The sequence below is a fragment of the Chryseobacterium culicis genome (assembly GCF_900108365.1).
Taxonomy (GTDB): domain Bacteria; phylum Bacteroidota; class Bacteroidia; order Flavobacteriales; family Weeksellaceae; genus Chryseobacterium; species Chryseobacterium culicis.
The window spans coordinates 294990-315536 of record NZ_FNWQ01000001.1 but is presented as its reverse complement, the minus strand read 5'-3'; the positions used below and the strand labels follow the sequence as shown (position 1 = coordinate 315536).

Below are 20547 nucleotides of genomic sequence, written 5' to 3'. Positions count from 1 at the left end.
ACTATGCTTACATTTCTTGGTTTTTTAATGATTTTCATCTTCATGATTCTCATCATGAACAAAAAGATGACTCCGCTTACCGCTTTAGTCCTTGTACCTGTATTGATTGCTGTAGTGGCAGGATTCGGGCCCGATCTTGGGAAAATGATGAAAGAGGGCGTAAAAGAAATAGCACTTACAGGGGTTATGCTGATTTTTGCCATCCTGTACTTCAGCCTGATGATTGACACCGGGCTTTTTGAGCCGCTCGTGAATGCTATATTAAAAGCTGTGGGAGATAATCCTGTAAAAACAACCATCGGAACTGCCCTTCTCACCACATTGGTTTCTCTGGACGGCGATGGCTCTTCCACTTATATTATTGTAGTGGCAGCATTACTTCCGCTTTATAAAAAACAGGGAATGAATCCTCTGGTTCTCACCTGCATTATCATGCTTGCAGGCGGTATTATGAATATTTTACCCTGGGGCGGTCCTACTGCCAGAGTAATGAGTTCTCTTAAACTGGGACATACTGAAATATTCGTTCCTATGATTCCTGTCATGGTGATCGGGTTGGTATGGGTATTTTTTGTTGCCTATATCCTGGGAGTACGGGAGAAAAAAAGAATCAGCAGGCATGGGAAATATACTAAATACAGCGGACAGGATATTGCCGGTGAGAATGACCCTGCGTTAAGACGTCCTAAACTTATCATTATCAATTTAATCCTGACCATTGTTCTCCTTTGCGTGATGATTCTGGATATTATTCCTTTGGGAGTTGCTTTTATGATTGCTTTCTGTATTGCTTCTGTAATCAATTATCCGAAACTGAAGGACCAGCAGAAAATCATCTCAAAACATGCAGGAAATGCGCTATCTGTAGCGGGAATGATTTTCGGGGCAGGTATTTTCACAGGAATTCTGAACGGTACTGGAATTATGAGCTCTATGGGAAACAGCATTATCAGTATTGTTCCTAAAACCTGGGGAAGCTACCTGAACGTTATTACTGCTGTATTCAGTGTGCCGCTTACCTTTTTCCTTACTAACGATGCTTATTATTTCGGAATACTGCCGGTTATTACAGCCACAGGCAGCCAGCTGAACATTCCTCCGGATATTTTGGGACGCGCCAGTCTTGTGGGGCAGGCTTCTCACCTCTTAAGTCCTTTGGTACCTTCCACATATCTGTTGGTCTCATTAGCGGGTGTTGAATTTTCTGACCATCTTAAATTTACCCTGAAATGGGCTATCGGATCATCAATCGTAATGTTGCTGAGCGCATTGGCTCTTGGTATTATTTAAGATTATATCTTTGGATCTTGTAATCTTACCTCTAAAAAAGTAAATGATGAAAACGGCTAAGCAAAAAACATTTACAGACTCTTATCTGAGAAATCTCACGCTTTATGTCTTCACAGCGATTATCTGCGGAGCATTAACCGGCTATTATTTCCCTGAAGTAAGCAAGCACCTGGAAACAGTGAGCAGTTATTTTTTCATGCTTCTTGAAGTTTTAATCATTCCTGTTATTTTCATTGCCGTAACGTATGGAGTAAGCTATATTTTCAGCACAAAAAACGCTTTTAAAATTGTAACCCAGATGATTTTGTATTTTGTAATCATCACCTCTGTTAGTATTGTATTGGGAATCGGATCCGGTCTTCTTTTGAAACCGGGCGCTAATACAGGCATTATTATTTCTTCCCACAAAGCGCTTCCGGAGAGATTTTTAACACAAACTTCAAATCCTTTACATATCAGCAACTATGTTCTTTTCCTTATCATATCCCTATCTGCAGGCGTTGCCATTGGTCTTTCAAAGAAGAAAAATAATATTCTTAAAACTATAGATATAGGAAGAAACCTGTTTTTCAAGCTTATCAAATATGTTTATTTATTTCTTCCGATAGTTATCTTTTCTAACATTGCTTATGGAATTTCAGTATATGGTATTAATACCTTACTGCCATTAAGTAAAATTGTTGCCACGGTGTATCTTACCAGTGTGTTCTTTATCTTCGGAGTCTTAGGCGTTATAACGGCTTACTTTAAAATTAACCTCTGGGATTTTCTGATCAGCATCAAAGAAGAAATTATCCTTGTTGTAGCAACATCTTCTTCAAAGACCGCTTTCCCAATGATCTTCGACAAGATGGAATCACAAGGGTACGACCGGAAAATTCTCCGTCTTATTATTCCGCTCGGGTACAATTTTAATCTGGCAGGAGCGTGTATTTATCTTTCAATCTCATGTATTTTCCTGATCCAGTTTTATAATATTCATCTGACGCTGCAAGATTATTTCTGGCTTTTTATCACCATTTCAATTGCCTCAAAAACGGCTTCGGGAGTACCCGGTTCGGGCTTCCTTGCTTTGATGTTTACCTTAAGCCGCTTCGGAAAAATTCCTACCACAGATCTTGCCCTGTTATACAGCATAGACCGTTTTATGAACGAAGCCAGATCTGTTACCAACTTCATCGGCATTTCAGTTTCTGCTGCCATTATTTCAAAACTTAACCAAAATTCTATCTCCTTAAAAAATGATATTTCCTGATTTCACACATCTCCTGAATGATCTATTAGAAAATCCTGCAAAATCGCTTGCTATTATCGGCAATCTTATCCTTATCGAAAGCCTTCTCTCTGTAGACAATGCAGCTGTACTGGCAACCATCGTTATGGATCTGCCCGAACATCAAAGAAAAAAAGCCCTGAAATACGGAATTCTCGGAGCATATGTATTCCGCGGACTGGCTCTTATTTTTGCATCGGTATTGATCTCTGTATGGTGGCTGAAACCACTGGGAGGACTGTACCTGATCTATATTTCTGCCGACTGGTTTATCAAAAAAATAAAAAACACAAATGATGAGGAAAATCAGGACGAAAATCCTGACAAAGAATCCAGCTGGCTGTATAAAAATTCAATCGGGCTTTTGGGCCATTTCTGGGCAACAGTTGCTATTGTAGAAGTAATGGATCTTGCGTTCTCCATAGACAATGTTTTTGCCGCAGTAGCTTTTTCAGATAACTTACTTCTGATTACCATTGGGGTATTTATAGGGATTTTAGCAATGCGTTTTATTGCACAGTGGTTTGTTCGTTTAATGCAGATATTCCCTTTCCTGGAGACTGCCGCTTTTATTGTCATTGCTATTTTAGGTATTAAACTAAGTCTTTCGTTATATGAGCACTTCTACCCTGCTACGGCATTTGCTCAGTTCTTAGCCAGCCATACCATGGAAATTCTGGTTTCTGCCATTACTGTTCTCTTATTTATAGTGCCGGTAGCCACAAGTTATCTTTTCGGATTTCCGGCCCGCAAAAACTAATTTTTCTGCCAAATTTTCACATTCGGAATTAAAAGTCTGCCATTTCAGCCATCAACGTCTCATGGCATACATTTAGAGAATTAGAAGACAGAAATAATTAAAAAATTAAATATATTATGTCAGTAAACTTTAAACCATTGGCAGACAGAGTTCTGGTAGAGCCAATAGCAGCAGAAACTAAAACAGCTTCAGGTATTATTATCCCGGATACTGCAAAGGAAAAGCCGCAAGAAGGTACTGTAGTAGCAGTAGGTCCTGGTAAAAAAGACGAACCTACAACGGTTCAGGTAGGTGACAAAGTTCTTTACGGTAAATATTCAGGTGCTGAATTAAAATTGGAAGGTAAAGATTACTTAATCGTAAGAGAAGCTGATTTATTAGGAATTATTGGGTAAAATGCAGTAAGCATTAAGCTATAAGCAGTAGGCAATGAGAGACTACAAAAAATATGATACCTGGAAAATTGCTCATGAATTGGTAAAAGAAATTTATACTATTTCTGAAAATTTTCCTAAATCAGAGCTTTTTGGTCTTGCTTCTCAAATAAGAAGAGCAGCAGTTTCTATTCCTACCAATATCGCAGAAGGTTGTGGAAGATTCACAGACAAAGAATTCGCAAGATTTTTAGATATAAGTATAGGTTCTACAAACGAAACGGAATACCTTCTTTTACTTTCTTGTGATTTAGGTTTCACTTCTAAAGATAAAATAGCAGATCTTAATGCAACACTGAATTTAACCAGACAAAAACTTATACAACTCAGAAAAAAATTATTAAACAATAATTAATTGCTAAAGGTAAAAGCTTATTGCTTAAAGCCTATAGCCTAAAGCTTAAAATTATGGCAAAAGAAATAAAATTCGATATTGAATCAAGAGACGCTCTAAAGAGAGGGGTAGATGCATTGGCTAATGCAGTAAAAGTAACTTTAGGACCTAAAGGAAGAAACGTAGTAATCGAAAAATCTTTCGGTGCTCCACACGTAACTAAGGATGGTGTGTCTGTTGCAAAAGAAATCGAACTTGAAGACAGAGTAGAAAATATGGGAGCTCAAATGGTAAAAGAAGTTGCTTCCAAAACTAATGATATCGCAGGAGACGGTACTACTACCGCTACTGTATTGGCACAGGCTATCGTAAGAGAAGGTCTTAAGAACGTAGCTGCAGGTGCTAACCCAATGGATCTTAAAAGAGGGATCGACAAAGCTGTAAGTGCAGTGGTTGAAAACCTAAAAGCACAGTCTCAGGCTGTGGGAGATTCTACAGATAAAGTGAAGCAAGTAGCTTCTGTATCTGCTAACAATGACGAAACAATCGGTGCGTTAATCGCTGAAGCTTTCGGAAAAGTTGGAAAAGAAGGTGTAATTACTGTAGAAGAAGCTAAAGGTATTGATACAACGGTAGATGTTGTAGAAGGTATGCAGTTCGACAGAGGTTACCAGTCACCTTACTTTGTGACTAACCCTGAGAAAATGTTAGCTGAACTAGAAAACCCATATATCCTTTTAGTAGAGAAGAAAATCTCTTCAATGAAAGAATTGTTACCGGTTCTTGAGCCAATTGCACAAGGTGGTAAGTCTCTATTAATTATCTCTGAAGAAGTTGAAGGTGAAGCTTTAGCTACTTTGGTGGTAAACAAACTAAGAGGTTCTCTTAAAATTGCTGCTGTAAAAGCTCCGGGATTCGGAGACAGAAGAAAAGCAATGTTAGAAGATATCGCGATCCTTACAGGTGGACAGGTAATTTCTGAAGAGCAAGGTTTCACAATGGAAAACATCTCTTTAGATATGCTTGGAACTGCTGAGAAAGTAACCATCGACAAAGACAATACAACGGTTGTAAACGGTGGTGGTGATGAAGCGAAAATCAAAGGAAGAGTAGCTCAGATCAAAGCTCAGATGGAAACTACAACCTCTGACTACGACAGAGAGAAACTTCAGGAAAGATTAGCTAAGTTAGCTGGTGGTGTTGCCGTACTTTACGTAGGTGCTGCTTCTGAAGTAGAAATGAAAGAGAAAAAAGACAGAGTAGATGATGCGCTACACGCTACAAGAGCTGCTGTAGAAGAAGGTATCGTTGCTGGTGGTGGTGTTGCTTTAGTAAGAGCAATCTCTTCACTAAACGAACTTTCTGGTGCTAACGCTGACGAAAATACAGGGATTAAAATCGTGAAAAGAGCGATCGAGGAGCCATTAAGACAAATCGTTGCCAACGCAGGGGGTGAAGGTTCTGTAATTGTTGCGAAAGTAGCAGAAGGATCTGGAGACTTCGGATACAACGCGAAAACTGACGAGTACGTTCAAATGCTTGAAGCAGGTATCATTGACCCAACTAAAGTAACAAGAGTTGCTCTTGAAAATGCAGCTTCTGTATCTGGAATGCTTCTTACCACTGAATGTGTGATCACTGAAGTGAAAAAAGACGAACCGGCTATGCCAATGGGTGGCGGAATGCCAGGAATGATGTAACGGTCAGCGACCGCGGCAGATTAATATACTAACCGTTCTACTTTTGTGGAGCGGTTTTTTGTTTTATGGTTTCCCGTAGTAGAACTTTATGATAATATTTTAAATTAGCTAAATCTACTATGATATTGCCCTAATTATAAAATGTCAAAAAAAATAAACTCTCTATTCATTCCTCTCAGAGTAAATTTCAGGAAACATGGACCTGAAATTGCTGAAGATGTTTTTTATAGGTTTCACCCAGCAACATTAAATGTAGGTTCAGAGATTTGTGTATTTTGTAAAGTACAGAAAAAATTAACAAAAGAACATGTTCTCCCAAAATGGTTGTTTCAAAATAAAACAAATATTGGATTCGAAATAGAAGTAAATCAGCAATCAATTCCTTATATAAAAAGTGTTGTTCCAGCATGTGAAAATTGCAACAATTCAATTTTAGCAGAGATCGAAAAAAAAATAATACATATTTTAGAAAATCTTGAAAAAAATGAATATTATGACGATAATGATTTAGCAAATATTATCCGATGGCTTGAGATTTTGGAGTATAAACTCCAAGTATTTTCTACTAGATTAAAATATATAAAATATGCCAATGAACCTTTCTCTGAGTTTGGAACACTTCCGGTTTCTTGGATGAATCACTTTTGGGAAATGAAACCTTTTAAAGCATTGAGTAATATTAAGTTTACCCAACGTAACATCAGTATTAAAGATAAATCATCAAGATTGAATTCTTTAGTAATTTTCAGTACTAAAGAGCCTCATTTTGAATTTTTCCATTTACCCACTCAATATATTTTTATTAGTTTTCCAATGTACAATAATGCATTATTCTATTTTTTTAGAAAAAGATTTGAGAATTTTGAAGAGCCACGTGCAGAAGCAATTGAAATTATGAAAAAAATTCTTGACTGATCAATCTCAATGTGCAATGTACTCAAACTCATATATACTACAAGAACTGACGAATATATTTAAATGCCTTAAGCAGAAATCATTGACCCAACTAAAGTAACAAGAGTTGCCCTTGAAAACGCAGCTTCTGTATCTGGAATGCTTTTAACAACTGAATGTGTTATCACTGAAGTGAAGAGCGCTGAACCAGCTATGCCAATGGGTGGTGGAATGTCAGGAATGATGTAATAGCGTGTCGCTAAGACAAATTAATATACTAATCGTTCTACTTTGTAGGACGGTTTTTTGTTTACTGTTAAAAAGCAATCCATTCAAAATTGCTACATAAATGGATATATTTGTAAAGACAATTACAGAAAATATGGAAAACAAATATTTACTTCATGGAAAGCTAACAGCAAAATCAGGACATAAAGAGGAGCTTGCTGAGATTTTACTGCAAGCATCTCAACTTGTATCAACGGCTACAGGTTGTAAACTGTATGCAGTTAGTAATGACAAGGATGATGCAAATTCTGTTTATGTTACAGAAATTTGGGAGAGTAAAGACGATCATGACAATTCTTTAAAAATTGAAGGGGTAAGGGAGCTCATCATGAAAGCAATGCCAATATTAGAAGGACAGCCAACGAAAGGACAAGAACTGGAAATTGTAGGAGGCGCTGGATTATAAAAAACAAGTGTAGGCGTAATATCCATATAAAACTAACAACAACCATAGATAAAGAAGAATTGATGCCAGAGAAATTTCCCACAATAAATAGCACGCTTTCCCCAAACGCACTCGGAAAACTTATCCAACAACAATATGGACTAAGTAACAGAACCGAATGCAGCATATTTCGGCTTGCCATGAACCATTTATACATTGTTCACGACAATGAAGACAAATATGTTTTTAGAGTTTATACTTGTGATTGGCGGACAAAATCACAAATTAATGAAGAGCTAAAACTTTTACTTCATTTAAAAAAAAATAACCGGCAAGTTGCTTATCCAATAAAAGACAAATCAAACGAGTACATTCAGGAAATCGAAGCACCGGAAGGAAAAAGATTTGGAGTTTTGTTTTCATATGCCAAAGGAACAAAGACCGCAAAATTCTCATCTCAAACCAGTTTTATGATTGGGCAGGCATTGGCCAAAGTACATCAATCCACTGAAGGTTTTCAACTGGAAAGGATGTCTTACAATACTGATAACCTGCTTATAAAACCTGTTGCCAGGATAAAAGAATTCTTTCATAAAAACATCAGCGAAATTGAATTTTTAGAAAAACTCTCTGCTTTTTTAACGCTGAAAATCCAAAATACCGACCTATTGAAACTGAGACATGGGAGTGTTCATCTGGACGTTTGGTTTGATAACTTACACATTGATGATGAAAAGGGAATAACATTTTTTGACTTTGATTTCTGTGGTAACGGGTATCTATGTTTTGACATTTCTTATTTTATGTTCCAGTTACTTGCCACTCATTTAAACGAAGAAGAATATCAAGAAAAAGCAGAAAGCTTTTTGAAGGGTTACGAAACAGTTACTCAGATCAGCAACGAAGAAAAGCAGTTTTTACCCTTCGCCTGTTTAGCCATTATGATCTACTACATCAGTGTACAATGCGACAGATTTGACTATTGGACGAATATTTTCCTCAATGAAGATCATTTAAAAAGAATGGTTGGAAATTTAAAACGCTGGATAGCATACAACAATATTGAAATTGAATAATGGTCATCGAACGATACAGATTAATATACTAACCGCTCTGCTTTTGCGGGTCGGTTTTTTGTTTTTATAATAGATTCAATAAGCTTTTACTTGAAAATTTATTTATAATTGCAGGTTTGGAACAATTCACAAATTTGGAGGGTAGAACAATCCAATAAAGTAATGTAAATTTAATAAGAACTGAATGACAAGAAAAACAGCAATTATGGTAATAATCTGGTTAATTTTTACTTTTGCAGACTACTTTTATCTTCCCTATTTTATCCAACCATTTTCTTGGCTTTTAGTGTGTATAATCTTGCTAATTTTAACAGTAAGACAAGTAATAAAATTAATCAAAGAAAAGAAAAATATAAAGGTAAACAGAATAATAAATCTTTCAGTAACATTAATTTTATTTGTTCTAACGTTTTACAATTTCAACAAAATCCCGAACTTAATTATTGAAAAAATTGACTGGTACATTTCTTACAATAAGCGAAATCAAATAGTGAAAGATGTTATGTCAGAAAAATTGAAACCCAATACACCAATGAATAATGGCATTTGCAAACTTTCATTTGACTTCCCAATTATTTCAAATGGTGGAAACGACATCTGGATTTGTCAAAATAAAGCAGAAGGTACAAAAACTATCAAATTTTGGATTTCTCGGGGCTTTTTCGAATCACCACAAACTTATTTTATATTTACAAACGATAATGAGACACAAAAACAATATGAAGAACAAATAAAAGCAAAACCCGACTATAATTGGAAATTAGAAAAAAATTGGTATCGGATAATGGAACGGGATTAAAATTTCTTTTATCAAAATTTTTTCCACTAAAGCAACAAGAATTATTCTTGAAAATGCAGCTTCTGTATCTGGAATGCTTCTTACCACTGAATATGTGATCACTGAAGTAAAGAGCGCTGAACCAGCTATGTTAATAAGTCGTGGAATGCCAAAAATGATGTAGTAGCTTGTAGCTAAGACAATTTAATATACTAACCGTTCTACTTTGTAAGGTGGCTTTTTGATATTATGGTTTCCCGTAGAGAAATATTGTCTATATATATTATCTTGGTACTTGTTTAAACACACAGGAAAATAAATAATAATTTCAAAATAAAACTATTAATATCACAATAATGAAAATTCGTAAAGTAAAATGGAAAGATCATCCAATATTAGGAAACCTTGAATTGGACTTCTTAAGAGAAGATAACACACCTTTTGACGGCATTATTCTCGCAGGAGAAAATGGAGTTGGCAAAACATCTATTATTGAATCAATTTCAACATTTATAAATTTTGGTTCATTTGAGTTTTTTGAATTTATTGAATATGAAACAAATGGTAAAATATTAAAAGCGATTCAACCCACAGTCCAGCAACACCCAAAGTTCATTTATTATAATATTATTGATGGTGAAAACAGTTCTACGATCTATCCAGGTATTGGTGTTAAAGAATCTGATGAAAATCCCCTTACTATAAGTTATAATGGGGCAGTGTTCTCAAAAGCTAGAGCAGATTTTAGAACAGAAAAAATTACATCAACAACAGTTAAGCAACTTGATCTAGAAAAATTTGATAATGATCAAGAAGAAAATTTCACAGCTATAAAGCAACTTTTAGTAGACATTGATAACCAAGACAATGGAGACTATACTATATTAAACAAAAATCAGGGAGATAATCCTCCATTAGATTATTGGAGAGATTTCTATCCAAATTCAAAGTCTTTTAGATTTTCTAATGCGTTTAATAGTTTTTTTCCAAAAATGACCTATGAAAAAGTTGAAGATTTTAAAGGTGAAAAAACAATATTTTTCAAAAAGAATGAGCATTTAATACCAATTGATAATTTAAGTACTGGGGAAAAACAAATTGTATTTAGAGGTTCTTATTTATTACGAAATATAAAAAATTTAGATAAGGCAATAATATTTATTGATGAGCCGGAACTAAGTATGCATCCGAAATGGCAAAAGAATATTTTAAAATATTACGAAAATTTATTTACAATAAATGGCATTTTGAGTTCACAGATGTTCTTTTCTACACACTCTGAACATGTTTTAAACAGTGCCCTAACTAAAAAAGAAAATCACATTGTAATAATATTAGAAGACAAGCAAGGTACAATAGAATCAAAAAAAATAAACGCACCTTCTGTCTTACCCTCTATCACCAATGCGGAAACAAATTATCTCGCTTTCAATATAATTTCCACAGACTACCATATTGAACTCTATGGGTATCTACAAGAAAAATTTCGGTTACTTAAAGTAAAAGATACTGATGAATATATTATAAATCAAACTCAATTTTATAATACAGCTGAACATCAAAAAGTATATACATATAATCATTCCAGAGGAACTACAACTTATAATAGTCTTTCAACATATATTAGAAATTGTATTGATCATCCTGATCAAATTCATAGTTATTCAGAGGAAGAAATAGAAACATCTATAAAATTACTTATTGAACTTTGTCAACAACCATCTCCTGTCTAATGGTACAAACAAGTATATTCACATGCTTGAAGCAGCAATCACTGTTCCAACTAAAGTAACAAGAGCCGCCCTTAAAAATGTAGCTTCTGTATCTGGAATGCTTCTTACCACTGAATGTGTAATCACTGAAGTGAAAAAAGACGAACCAGCTATGCCAATGGGTGATGGAATGCCAGGAATGATGTAACAGCGTAAGCTAAGACAATTAATATACTAACCGTTCTACTTTATGGGGCGGACTTTTGTATTATGGTTTCCCGTAAGGAGATATTATACTAATATTATAATTTAGCAAAACAATATTTTTTTTAAAAATTACAACCATATCAGAATCTTCTTCTATTGTTTTACTTTTCATTAATTTAGAAAATCATAAAAACTTTTAATTATGTACAATTCAAAAAAAATACAATATGCCTGTAATATACTTTGATAATTTTAAGGGCTTTAATAAAACCTTTTTACCATTAAATAATGTAAACTTTTTTGTTGGAGAGAATAGCTCAGGGAAAACATCAGTATTAAAGTTGATTAAAGTTCTTTCGGATCAAAGGTTTTGGTTTAATCAATTATTTTCATCTGATGAAGCTGATTTAGGGTATTATAAAGAAATTGCCAATATCTCCTCTAACAAAAAATATTTTGAAATTGCCATTTTGGGAAATGAATCTGATAAAAAATCTAATATTAGTGCAGTTAAATTAAAATTTATTGAAAAAGAAGGCATCCCTTTTCTAAAAGAAATATCTTTAATAATTAATGATTATAATATACAGGCAATAGTTGAAGATGAATATATAAAATATAGATATCAAGAAGTTAATATTTCAAATATAACTGAATTAAATAAAGTTAAATATTTTAAAATTTGGGTTGAAAAAAATACATTATCAAAGAAGAAATTTTTAAAAAGTGAAGAGGACGAATCATTCTTGTTTAAAGGTGCTCTAATTTTATATATCCAATCAATAGTCGCAGAAATTACTAGAGTAAAAAGAAAAACAAAATATTCCTTAGAACTACCAAACTTTTTAAAAGATGTTGCATGGTTAGCCCCAATAAGAACTGAGCCAAAAAGAACATATGATTTACATAAGCTAAATTTTAACCCAGACGGTGCTCACGCTCCATATCTTTTAAAGAAATTACTAGAAAATTCTAATGAAAAAAACCACTATAATAATATCATCCAAAGATTTGGAGCAGATAGTGGCTTATTTGAAAAAATAAATATAATCCCTTTAGGAAAAGAACAAACATCTCCATTTGAACTAGAAATAGTATTAAATAGTAACAAATTAAAAATTACAAATGTAGGATATGGAGTATCTCAAGTCTTACCTATTATAATAGAAATTATTGCTAGACAAGATGGGACTTGGTTTGCCATTCAACAACCCGAAATCCATCTACATCCTAGAGGACAAGCTGCATTTGGCGATTTTATTTTAAAATCAGCAACAAAAGAGAAGAAAAATTTCATAATCGAAACACATAGTGATTTTACTATAGATAGATTTAGGTTGAAATTAAATAAAACTCAAAACAAAGAAGAAATTAAAGACATTCAAAGTCAAATCGTTTTCTTCCATAAAAAAGATGGAAAGAATAATTTATTCTGTATTCCAATTAATAATGATGGAACACTCAGTGATAATCAACCAAGTGAATTTAGAGATTTTTTTGTAAGAGAGCAAATTGACTTATTAGCTATTTAATTATGTGTATAATAATAGATACCAATGTAATGAAATGTGTATTTGATTCTTCAAATGCAAATCATGAAGAATTTAAGCCTGTAAAAGAATGGATATTTGAGGGAAAAGGGAAAATAATATATGGTGGAACAAAATATATAAAAGAGAATTTTAAATATTCAAAGTTATTTGGAGAATTAAGAAAAATAGGTAAAGCAATTTACATTTCAAATAATTTAGTAGATGAAGAAGAAGATCATATTTCTAAAATTGTAGAACATATAGATTTCGATGATCAACACTTAGTAGCTCTCCTGAGAGTTTCTAAATGTAAACTAATCTGTTCATTAGATTCAAGAGCTTACCCATTTTTCAGGCATAATTCTTTTTTTTCGCCCGCAAACAAGAAACCTAAAATATACTCAAGAATAACAAATAAAACTCTTTTATGTGATTCTAATTTTTGTGATTTATGTCTGCCAACAACAAATACAAATAATAATCAAAGACAAATTATAAGTATACTTTTTGCTAATCAATGATATTTTTGAAAATCGTCCCCCGCTTCCGCACAATTGCATCGTGTGGCATAAACTTTTAGATCATACTATTAGAATATTTAAATAAAATCCGAAGTCTCCCACTTCGGATTCTTTATATCCTCACATCATCTAAAATACCCTCACTCTCCCATTTCCTATCCCCCAACTTTTACTTATATTTGTTTCTATAACGTACACAAATATGCAAAACAAAAAAATACATCAGGGGAGAAATATCAAGCGTTTTCGGGAGATGTTGGGCATCAAGCAGGAGGCTTTGGCTTTTGATCTTGGTGAAGACTGGAACCAGAAGAAGATTTCGCTTTTGGAACAGAAAGAAACTATTGAAGAGGATATTTTAGAAAAGATTTCCCAGATTCTAAAAGTTCCTGTGGAAGCCATTGAGAATATGGATGAGGAACAAGCAGTAAATATTATTGCTAACACATTTGATAATGGTTCTATACTTAATGGTATAAATCATAATCCTTCATTTCATCCTATAGATAAGGTTTTACAACTGCACGAAGAAAAAATTGCGCTGTACGAAAGAATGCTGAAAGAAAAAGATGAAATGATGGCCAGACTGGAGCAGCTAATTCAAAAATAAGATTGGTATAAATACTTCACTAATTTCATTTCCCTGCTCCACAAAGTCTCCCGACTTTGCGCATTAAAAAAACAAAATCCGAAGTCAGGAGACTTCGGATAGCAGCCTACCCTCTTCTACAACCCTCTCCAGCCACTATCACAACCATCTACCATTTCTTCCAAGCTAACTGAAGCCACTTCACAAAGTCCCTTTAACACCCTTTGGAGAGGCCTGTAGTGCGTTAATCAACTGGGTATCGCCCCTTATGCAACCACTTACCTAAATGGATAGCTAGGTCTGTAGTAGATTACAGAACATGATTGAAGTAATAGGCTTTTTAGAAAATTCTTTTCGACTTTTTCTTATCTTTAAACCATCATATTCAACGAAAGAAACTTAAATATTAAACACTAATATCCTTGAAAACAAAATTATTATTCCTTTCCTTTTTAGGCTCAATACTAGCCCATGCACAAACGCTTTCTTTTAAAAGTCTCGCCAATATGTCGGTGGGCAGAGGTGCCATCACCAGTGTCATTGTGGATGATAATATCTATGTGAGCAATGGATATCAGGAAACCGGAGGTATGGCCAATTACATCGAAAAATATAATATTACGGATAACAAATGGAGTGTTCTTAATGCTACGCTGAGCCCCAGGAAATTTGCTAATTCGGAGACTTACGGTCATAAAATTTACATTTTTAACGGCTGGGGAAACAGCCATCTTGAGATTGTAGACCTTGAAACGCAAAAAGTAACAAAAGGGGCTGTTAACCGTTCCTACACAGGAAATGCAGGCTCTGCCATCCATAACGGAAAAATATATGTATTCGGCGGCAGCGGGCTCAATGGCGCCGCCACTACTGTATTTTCCAATAGATTCCAGTATTATGATATCGCTTCAGATACATGGCACCCACTACCCGATATGCCCACTGCCAGAGAAGCAAAAGGGAAAATTGTGAATGATAAGCTGTATGTAATTGGCGGTTTTAACGGAACTTCATCCCGCCTGATTAATGTCTTTGACCTCAACTCCAATCGCTGGACCAATCAATATACAATGCCTGCCGGGATTTCCGGACATTCACTAGCGGTATCCGGAGATAAGATTTTTATAGCAGGAGGTTATAACAATCAAACTTTTCTGGCTTATTTTGATACCACCACCCATAAGGTACATCAGCTAACATCCAATATGATTCCCAGAAGACATGCTGCAGCGGAAGTTTATAACGATAAACTGTACATCATTGGAGGAAGTACCACATCTTTAACCAAATCAGCTATTAAAAGCATACAGGCAGCAGATATCAGCGAGAATATACTCGCCAATACAGCCAGCGAAAACCGTGTGCCGGAAACAAAAGTATATACCAGCGCATCCAGAGACGGTTTTGTCATCAGTAATGAAAATAACAGCAACCAGTTTGAATTCACTGTTTACTCCACAGATGGCAGGCAGGTAAGCAAAGGCTTTGCCTACTATAACAAAACCATAGATTTATCTAAAGTACAGCGCGGAACTTACATTTTTACTTATAAAAATGAGAAAGGGGTGTTGCAGCAGATTAGAATTTTCAGGTAACCTTACCTACATTTATGACATCAGTAACCATTAAATTCACATCATAAAACAATGAGAAAATATATCATTTCAGGTCTTTTAATTTTAGCCTTTCAGGTATGGTATGCCCAAATAAATACAGATCTGATTAAAAAGAAGGTCACCGAAAATCCACAGGAAAACTTTTATCAACTTCTGAACACGTTTAAAGTAAATCCTTCTGAATTGACACAGGAACAAATGAACCAGCTGTATTACGGAAGCAAATTCGTAAAAATAAAGTATACCATTGGGAATTATAACAGTGAATCCGGGACATTCTGGAAACCAGCTCAAAAAAGACTGCCAAAAAGCAAAGCAGAAAAAATGGTTTCTGAAGCCGAATCAAAATATGCCGTCAATCCTCTCCATAAGAATTTGCTGGATGATATGATGAATATTTATCGTGCCCTGGATGAAAAACAAAAAGAAGAACTCTGCTCTAAACAAAAGGATCTGATTATTCAAACCATAGAAAAAAGTGGTGACGGGAAGAGTGAAGAGACAGCAATTTGTGTTTTAACCGCCGGAGAAGTTTTAGAGCAACTTGAAAAACTGGCTGCTTCAGGGCCAAGAGCAGAATTCAGCCAAAAAATGAAACAACTTTCAGACGGAAGCATCCTGACAATTTATCATATTGGAGATCGGGAAGTTTTTGTAAAATTAGTGGGCGGATATTTTTTTTAATCCTCAGCCTGCCAGCAATACCTGAACACTACAAATGAAAAATATCTTTACAGCCTACGAAGACACAATAACCAAAAAGCACAGTATTGGTTTTACTCCTAAATACAGGGAAGAATTCAGAACGTTTGTCAACGAAACACTCTTCATTGCCATTGCAGAAAAAACAATCGAAAAACTGGGCTGGGACCTGGTTTATAAAGATGACCACAGCATAGAAGCGAAGCGTAAGGATGTAGGCTGGATGAATGAACGCTGGACAGAAATTATCACCGCCAACTATAAAAATGGTGAGGTCTCCGTAAAAAGCGAATCTTTAGGGAACGAAATATGGGATAATGGTAAAAATTCTAAACGGGTTAAATTATTTATTTATGCTTATCAGGAGACCTTAAAAACATTCAATATACAGGCGCTTAAAGATCTCGAAAAGGAAATAGAAAGGAAAAATAACTGGGATGACTATCTAATCCCTGAAACGTTACCACAACCCAGATCGGTAAGAACTCCCAACATAATGATACCGTTGATTGGAGGTATATGCAGTGCTTTAATCATAGGATTTCTCTTCGCATTGCTTTCAATGAAAGGGCTTTACTTTATTGGATTGTTTGAGTTTCTTGTCGCAGCAGCGCTTGTTTTTACCATGAAATATCTCATCAGATTTTCAAATTATACTGATCTTACCAAACTCCTGTATCTGCTGGGAGGAATGATTTTGCTCACATATGTTTCTAATGAATATTTTCAATATGAGATCATTCTGAATACCAATAATCTTGAAAGAATTGGATTCTGGAATTTTCTGAAAATACGATTTTTACACGGCTTTACAGTCAACAAAATAAATTTGGGATGGATTGGATGGATCATCATATGGATTGTACAGCTTGGGCTCACAGGTCTTTTCGTTTACTTCAGATTAGTCTCTGCACTCACAAAATACGTCATTGAAAGAGTACCTGCTGAAGTTGTTGATTTTGCATTTTATCATGTCGTTAAAAATAAATCAGAGGAAGAAATCAGAGCAGAACTAGCCAGCAAAGGATGGTCGCAGGTACAATCTCAGAATGAAGTATTTGAAGCAATCGGAGGTCATCAAAATGTAGTGGCATTAAGCAGAATCAAATAAGATTCATACCATTTAAAACTTAGCAGAAAAAGGAGATCAATACAGGTATCAAGTTATCAATAAAGAAGATCATTTTTACTGGATCCTTGTAGAATCTTCAGGTGAAATCGTCAAGTTTAAATTATTTGTGGACCACTAAACATTTACATCTGAGAATTTATCGGCCTCACTTTCCTCTTTTGCATTCACAAAATCTGAGTAACATTTATGTAAATTAGCACACTTAAAATAAAAAAACTAATCTTTCAATTTATGAAATATCTATTTTTTACATTTTTTGGCTTTGCGATGAGCTTTGCTCAGTCCGGGCTGGAAAAGTTGGGCAGTAATCCTGTAACGTATATTGACAGTGTAAAAGTGAGTAAACCAGAAATCTTAAGATTTGATTCAAATCTGATTACTTTAATGACCGTTTATGATCCCAACGAAGCGAAGGATATCGTAGGAGAAGAAGGAAAAGACGGAGCCGTCTATATTGAAACAAGGGGCTTCAGTAAAAAAAGATTTCAGAGATATTTCAAATCTAAATCGAGAGAATTTTCGAAATTATTAGATTCTAAAGGAGATGACAATACTTTTCAGTATATCCTTAACGGAAAAATTCTTACCAATAATTTTGAAGGAGAACTGGCAATGATTGATGATAAGGTTTTCAAAAAAATTGATATTATAAAGCAAAAAGAATTATCCGCTCAATATAAGATTAAAGATAAAGATTACGGAATCATCATAACCTCCGGTATCTCTGAGGATTCGCCAAAGAAATGATGGAAAATTTGTTGCCAAAGGGTTTAATAACAAAATGATAGAAGATAAACCAGATTTTTGGGTTGGCGGCACTTTCTTAACGACAACTGATTTGCTAAAATTCGCGAATTTCTGATCTGAATGAAAAACTGACCATTATTCTATTGGGGAACAGCTACAATGGAAAATTATTTGAAATTGCTGATGTGATAAAAGCCATCTTGAAAAACGAAGAATATAGTTTTCCAAAAAATAAAACATATGAAAAAAGCCTTTGAATTTCTTACCCATCTGAAAGAAAATAACAATCGGGAATGGTTTGCGGAACACAAGCCAGAATACGACGCTATTGTAAAAGAAAACAAAGTTTTTTTTACCCAGATCTATCATGAGCTTCAGGAGCATGATCAGCTCAATGGAATTCACATTTTCAGAATTTACAATGATGTCCGTTTTTCCAAAAACAAGCTCCCTTATAAAACTAATTTCGGAGTTGGATACTCCCGTGCGAAGCCTATGTTAAGAGGTGGATATTATATTCAGCTTGAACCGGGTAACAGCTTTGTGGGAGGTGGTTTTTGGGGTCCGGAAGCCAAGGATTTACTTCGTATCCGCAAAGAATTTGAAATCAGCAGTACAGAAATTGAAAAAATTATCTCAGACAAAATTTTTGTAAAATATTTTGGAGAGCTTCAAGGAGATTCAGTAAAAACAGCACCACGAGGTTTTGATAAAAATCATCCGGCTATAGATTTAATCAGAAAAAAGCAATTCCTAATGATGAGAAAGTTCACTGATAAAGAAGTTTTATCTGACAGTTTTCAAAAAGAAGCAATCCTGACTTTGCTGGCGATGCGTCCTTTTTTTGATTATATGACTGAAATTCTTACCACGGATATGAATGGAGAACCTTTGTTTTAAAAATCAAGCTGATGTTTTAAAAACAAATATAACAACCATGAAAAGTAATGTATTATTCCTTTGCGTTTCTTTTATATTGTTAAGCTGTTCAGAAAGTTCTTCCAAAAAACAATCCATGGATTTTCGCAGTTTTGAATTTCAGGCTCCTAAAGATTGGAGGACGATAAGCACGAAGGCTTATGACAGCAACGCAGGAATTATTGTCACGAAAAACAATGATTCTATTTTCTATGATTACGGACCTTATTCTAACCCTCTGGAAGAACCTTCAAAACCTATTATCAGCAGACAAGATTTGTCAGAACTTCTCATGGTAAACCCGACATCTGACACTACTAATTTTGTTATTATTAATGAAAATGAAAACATTGAAGATTTTATCCTAAGTAAACTAACCTATAAAAAAATTGATGGGTATCAAGCAAAAATACTGGAACCCAAACAGACTGGAAAAGGGATGACAGGAATTTATATTGACAGCCTCAAAACTGGATCTTTGGGAAAAATCAGATTCAATTTATATGGAAAAAACCTGAACAAAGAAAGTCAGACTGAACTTTTAAAAGCAATTCATACTTTACGGTTTTCCCACTAACTTTTTATATTTTTAATATCTGTAAAAACAAATCACTTATCCTTAATATGAAAAAAATAATCTTAGATCTGGCCACTACCCTAGACGGTTTTATCGAAGGACCCAACGGAGAAACCGACTGGTGCATTATGGATGATGATATGGATTTTGACGGGTTTCTCTCAGGAATAGACACTATTTTTTACGGAAGAGTAAGCTATGACGCATGGGGAAATTATCAGCCCGAAGATAATGCAGGTCCGGAAGAACAGAAACTGTGGGAAGCAGTTCATTCAAAGAATAAATTTGTTTTTTCCAGTCAAAACCGGGAAGATGAAAATGCTGTTTTTATCAGTTCAGACATTGTGGAAAACGTTTCGGAAATAAAAAACCAGGGAGGAAAAGATATCTGGCTGTATGGAGGAGCAAGCCTTATCAAAACATTTATTCAGGAAAATCTTATCGACATCTACAGAATATCTGTTCATCCGATTGCTCTCGGGAAGGGAAAGCCTCTTTTTGAAGATTTGACGGAACGATTACACTTAAAACTGGTGAAAACCCATGTTTTCAGATCCGGTGTTGTACAGCTCATTTATGAGGCTCAAACTAAAAATGAAAAGATATGAATGCTCGGCTCAGCACCATCATTTTGTATGTGAAAAATGTACAGTTGCTCAAAGATTTTTATGAGAAAAACTTTAATCTGAAAGTGATCGAAGAAGATCCGGTTTGGGCTTTGTTGGACGCGGGAGGACTTTACATCGGGTTGCATACAATCGGAGATCAGTATCTTGAAAAATTAGAAGCAGATTATACTTTCGACAATAATACTAAACTTGTTTTTGAAATTGACATTGACATAGAATCCGCAAGAAATGAGCTGATTTCAAAAAATGTTACCATGAGAGATATCAAAACCTTTGAAAACTACCCGTTCTGGCTTTGTGACGGAACTGATCCTGAAGGAAATGTATTCCAGCTAAAAAGCAAAAAGTAAAATATTCTCTCCGAAGCGGAATTAAAGCCTATAAAAAGAGTTGATTAAAAATTGATATCAACACAGAATATTTTTTTCAAATCCCATGTAATATTATCACACC

The 20547-nt window shown here is 34.7% G+C and carries 22 protein-coding genes and 1 pseudogene; all 23 read left to right on the top strand.

From position 1 onward, the window contains the following. Positions 1–3: 3 nt before the first annotated feature. The 23 genes and pseudogenes from BLW74_RS01450 (at position 4) to BLW74_RS01345 (ending at position 20444) form a co-directional block, all read left to right on the top strand. Positions 4–1290: a CitMHS family transporter gene (locus BLW74_RS01450; RefSeq protein WP_089689693.1), complete on the top strand. Its 1287-nt coding sequence runs from the start codon at positions 4–6 to the stop codon at positions 1288–1290. A 43-nt stretch (positions 1291–1333) separates the two neighbouring features. Further along, the gene (locus BLW74_RS01445) at positions 1334–2545 is read left to right on the top strand and encodes a cation:dicarboxylate symporter family transporter (protein ID WP_089689692.1); all 1212 of its coding nucleotides are present in this window, start codon (positions 1334–1336) and stop codon (positions 2543–2545) included. Next, positions 2532–3323 (top strand): TerC family protein, encoded by a 792-nt coding sequence (locus tag BLW74_RS01440; RefSeq protein ID WP_089689691.1) that lies wholly within the window; start codon positions 2532–2534, stop codon positions 3321–3323. Before BLW74_RS01445 ends, BLW74_RS01440 begins: the two co-directional genes overlap by 14 nt. Positions 3324–3439: 116 nt before the next feature. Beyond that, entirely contained in the window at positions 3440–3718 is a 279-nt protein-coding gene (locus tag BLW74_RS01435) for a co-chaperone GroES (RefSeq protein WP_034696138.1), read from the top strand. 34 nt (positions 3719–3752) lie between these two features. Continuing rightward, the gene (locus BLW74_RS01430) at positions 3753–4112 is read left to right on the top strand and encodes a four helix bundle protein (protein ID WP_089689690.1); all 360 of its coding nucleotides are present in this window, start codon (positions 3753–3755) and stop codon (positions 4110–4112) included. A 53-nt stretch (positions 4113–4165) separates the two neighbouring features. Further along, positions 4166–5791, top strand: a complete 1626-nt coding sequence (groL, locus tag BLW74_RS01425; protein ID WP_089689689.1) for a chaperonin GroEL — start codon at positions 4166–4168, stop codon at positions 5789–5791. 141 nt (positions 5792–5932) lie between these two features. Continuing rightward, positions 5933–6706, top strand: a complete 774-nt coding sequence (locus BLW74_RS01420; protein WP_089689688.1) for a hypothetical protein — start codon at positions 5933–5935, stop codon at positions 6704–6706. A gap of 328 nt (positions 6707–7034) precedes the next feature. After that, positions 7035–7379, top strand: coding sequence for a putative quinol monooxygenase (locus tag BLW74_RS01415; protein ID WP_227413144.1), 345 nt, complete (start codon positions 7035–7037; stop codon positions 7377–7379). A gap of 62 nt (positions 7380–7441) precedes the next feature. Then, positions 7442–8434 carry a phosphotransferase gene (locus BLW74_RS01410; protein WP_089689687.1) on the top strand — a complete coding sequence of 331 codons (993 nt, stop codon included), beginning with the start codon at positions 7442–7444 and terminating at the stop codon, positions 8432–8434. Between the two features lie 184 nt (positions 8435–8618). Then, positions 8619–9233, top strand: a complete 615-nt coding sequence (locus tag BLW74_RS01405; RefSeq protein ID WP_089689686.1) for a hypothetical protein — start codon at positions 8619–8621, stop codon at positions 9231–9233. 335 nt (positions 9234–9568) lie between these two features. After that, entirely contained in the window at positions 9569–10945 is a 1377-nt protein-coding gene (locus BLW74_RS01400; protein ID WP_089689685.1) for an AAA family ATPase, read from the top strand. A gap of 10 nt (positions 10946–10955) precedes the next feature. Beyond that, positions 10956–11132: pseudogene (groEL, locus tag BLW74_RS22205) on the top strand (chaperonin GroEL); the annotation flags it as partial. 226 nt (positions 11133–11358) lie between these two features. Further along, positions 11359–12663, top strand: coding sequence for an AAA family ATPase (locus tag BLW74_RS01395; RefSeq protein WP_089689684.1), 1305 nt, complete (start codon positions 11359–11361; stop codon positions 12661–12663). A gap of 29 nt (positions 12664–12692) precedes the next feature. Further along, positions 12693–13184: a hypothetical protein gene (locus BLW74_RS01390; RefSeq protein WP_139265680.1), complete on the top strand. Its 492-nt coding sequence runs from the start codon at positions 12693–12695 to the stop codon at positions 13182–13184. A gap of 202 nt (positions 13185–13386) precedes the next feature. Further along, positions 13387–13794, top strand: a complete 408-nt coding sequence (locus tag BLW74_RS01385; RefSeq protein ID WP_089689682.1) for a helix-turn-helix transcriptional regulator — start codon at positions 13387–13389, stop codon at positions 13792–13794. A 401-nt stretch (positions 13795–14195) separates the two neighbouring features. Further along, positions 14196–15368, top strand: coding sequence for a T9SS C-terminal target domain-containing protein (locus BLW74_RS01380; RefSeq protein ID WP_139265679.1), 1173 nt, complete (start codon positions 14196–14198; stop codon positions 15366–15368). Between the two features lie 51 nt (positions 15369–15419). Next, positions 15420–16073, top strand: coding sequence for a DUF4919 domain-containing protein (locus BLW74_RS01375; protein ID WP_089689680.1), 654 nt, complete (start codon positions 15420–15422; stop codon positions 16071–16073). A 34-nt stretch (positions 16074–16107) separates the two neighbouring features. Then, complete coding sequence (locus BLW74_RS01370; RefSeq protein ID WP_089689679.1) at positions 16108–17202, top strand: hypothetical protein; 1095 nt, start codon at positions 16108–16110, stop codon at positions 17200–17202. Positions 17203–17454: 252 nt separating this feature from the next. After that, positions 17455–17970, top strand: a complete 516-nt coding sequence (locus tag BLW74_RS01365) for a hypothetical protein (protein ID WP_139265678.1) — start codon at positions 17455–17457, stop codon at positions 17968–17970. 240 nt (positions 17971–18210) lie between these two features. Continuing rightward, the gene (locus BLW74_RS01360; protein WP_185116332.1) at positions 18211–18870 is read left to right on the top strand and encodes a DUF2461 domain-containing protein; all 660 of its coding nucleotides are present in this window, start codon (positions 18211–18213) and stop codon (positions 18868–18870) included. A 115-nt stretch (positions 18871–18985) separates the two neighbouring features. Continuing rightward, positions 18986–19465 carry a hypothetical protein gene (locus tag BLW74_RS01355; RefSeq protein WP_139265677.1) on the top strand — a complete coding sequence of 160 codons (480 nt, stop codon included), beginning with the start codon at positions 18986–18988 and terminating at the stop codon, positions 19463–19465. Positions 19466–19512: 47 nt separating this feature from the next. Further along, complete coding sequence (locus tag BLW74_RS01350) at positions 19513–20073, top strand: dihydrofolate reductase family protein (protein ID WP_089689675.1); 561 nt, start codon at positions 19513–19515, stop codon at positions 20071–20073. Further along, positions 20070–20444 carry a VOC family protein gene (locus BLW74_RS01345; protein WP_089689674.1) on the top strand — a complete coding sequence of 125 codons (375 nt, stop codon included), beginning with the start codon at positions 20070–20072 and terminating at the stop codon, positions 20442–20444. Before BLW74_RS01350 ends, BLW74_RS01345 begins: the two co-directional genes overlap by 4 nt. Positions 20445–20547 lie beyond the last annotated feature (103 nt).